At 54.7% G+C, this 2,421-nt stretch carries 2 protein-coding genes; both read left to right on the top strand.

Features of this window, described 5'->3' with window-relative positions; translation table 11 throughout:
• Positions 1-181 precede the first annotated feature (181 nt).
• Positions 182-1,360, top strand: a complete 1,179-nt coding sequence (locus B088_RS08115; RefSeq protein ID WP_018107929.1) for a glycosyltransferase — start codon at positions 182-184, stop codon at positions 1,358-1,360.
• Between the two features lie 154 nt (positions 1,361-1,514).
• Entirely contained in the window at positions 1,515-2,396 is an 882-nt protein-coding gene (locus tag B088_RS08110; RefSeq protein ID WP_025081786.1) for a fructose bisphosphate aldolase, read from the top strand.
• Positions 2,397-2,421 lie beyond the last annotated feature (25 nt).

The following is a 2,421-nucleotide window of genomic DNA, read 5'->3' as shown; positions in this document are numbered from 1 at the left end:
GATGACCGATGCCTATGGAGCGAGCACCCTTCGGGTGCCTCACGGATAAGCCCTCTAGGTATATGATTACCCCAATGCTCAAATGCGTCACCCCTCGCCGTCCCTCGCTCGGATTGCGCGAGAGTGTGCCAAATAGGTATATTTGTGCAGTAATCGGAATGATCACACACGAGAGCGAGATATGTACGGGCTTTTCAATGACAGCTTCCAGCCGGCAGTAGATGGGGTGGGCACCGTCGTCTATAATAATGCGATCCAGATGTATAAGATGGGGCGTGAAGTGCACGTCGTGGTACCGTACTCTAAGGGAGAGCCTGAGATGCCTGAGCCCTTCCCCATTACTCGCATCCCCTCGGTGCCTGTGCCGCCTCGGCCTCCTTACTCAGTGGGACTGCCCTTTATACCCACGCGTGCGTCACGTGAGGTGTATCATCTGCCCTTTGATCTCATCCACTGCCATGCTCCCTTCACGACGGGACGGATGGGGCGTGTGATTGCTCGCAGACGGGACATCCCCTTCATCGCCTCTTTCCGCTCGAAGTATAAGGATGACTTCTACGGTGCGACCAAGAGTCGCTTCATCTCTGATGTGGCTAAGGACTGGATTATGGAATTTTACCGCCATGCCGATCAGGTCTGGATCACCGACGAGTCGATCCTGGAGACGATGCATGAGTATGGATTTAGGGAGAAGCGAGGGCAGATCGTCGTGATTCCTAATGGCGTGGAGACGGTGAGTGAGGACTGGTCCGTGCTCCGTGAGCGGAAGCGGCGTGAGCTGGGACTGGACGACGAGACTCCGCTCTTCCTCTTCGTCGGTCAGCAGATCCGGATAAAGAATGTCGGGATGATCCTCGATAGCCTTGCGCTGCTGGGTGATCGGAAATTCCTCTTCTACTCCCTCGGAAGCGGTGTGGCGCGGGGGAAGTTTATCGATAAGGCGAAGAGCTTAGGTCTACAGGATCGGGCGATATTTCCCGGGACGATCAAGGACCGGACCGAGCTCTTCTCGTACTATGCGGCGGCGGATCTCTTCCTCTTCCCCTCGCTTTACGACACGTACGGTAATGTGATCCGAGAGGCGGCGCTGATGCATACGCCCAGTCTCCTGCTGGAGGGAACAACCTGTGCTGCGCCCTTCCAGGACGGGGTCAACGCCTTCATCGCCAAGCAGAATGATCCGCGCGTCTATGCGGACAAGATCATCGAGACGATCCGCGATGTGGAGGGACGGCAGCGGGTGGCGGATCGGATCCCCCATACGATCTCTCGCACCTGGGAGGATGTGGTCGGCGAGGTGGTCGATCGCTACGACCAGCTGATCGCACACCATGAGAAGCGTGGGCGATTTAGACTATGAAGAGAGGTTAAAAGTACTATTATCCGAAAAGATTTCAGTAACTATGGCTTCGCGAGTCGGAGGAAATTTGTATCTTTGAGGGTAGAAAGGGATAGGTCCCTACAGTGACAAGACACTATAATAGCTCCAATCAATTTATATAAGGTAAAAAGAGATGAACAAGGAACAGCTAGAACAGATGAAGAACGGCAAGGGCTTTATTGGCGCCCTTGACCAGAGTGGTGGCTCTACGCCCAAGGCCCTGAAGTCCTACGGTCTGACCGAGGATGCCTGGAGCAACGAGACGGAGATGTTTGAGCTCATCCACGAGATGCGTACCCGTATGATCAAGAGCCCCGGCTTTGCTGAGCATAAGATCATCGGTGTGATCCTCTTCGAGCGCACCATGCGCGGTGAGATCGACGGCAAGAAGACCCCTGACTACCTCTGGGACAACCTCCACATCGTTCCTTTCCTCAAGGTCGACAAGGGCCTCTGCGAGGAGAAGAATGGCGTGCAGCTGATGAAGGACTTCCCCGGTCTCGACGACCTCTGCGAGGATGCTGTGAAGCACAACATCTTCGGTACCAAGGAGCGCAGTGTCATCAAGCAGGCTAATGAGGAGGGCATCAAGGCTATCGTGGCACAGCAGTTTGAGTGGGGTAAGAAGATCCTCTCTCACGGTCTGATGCCGATCCTCGAGCCCGAGGTGGACATCCACTGCCCCGATAAGGCTAAGGCTGAGGAGATCCTCAAGCGCGAGATCCTCGCTCATCTCGATGAGATGGACGAGCCCGTTATGCTCAAGATCACTCTCCCGACGGTAGACAACTTCTACAAGGAGATCATCGAGCACAAGAATATCGTCCGTGTCGTAGCCCTCTCCGGTGGCTACAGCCGCGAGCATGCTAATGAGCTGCTGGCTAAGAATCACGGCATCATCGCTTCCTTCTCTCGCGGTCTCGCTGAGGGACTCTCTGCACAGCAGAGTGATGAGGAGTTCAATAAGACCATCGGTGCCTCTATCGATGGTATCTATGAGGCCTCTATCAAGTAAGCTGTAGGTCTATAGACCTATAAAA

Source organism: Porphyromonas bennonis DSM 23058 = JCM 16335 (assembly GCF_000375645.1).
Classification (GTDB): domain Bacteria; phylum Bacteroidota; class Bacteroidia; order Bacteroidales; family Porphyromonadaceae; genus Porphyromonas_A; species Porphyromonas_A bennonis.
This window is presented reverse-complemented; position numbering and strand designations above follow the sequence as displayed.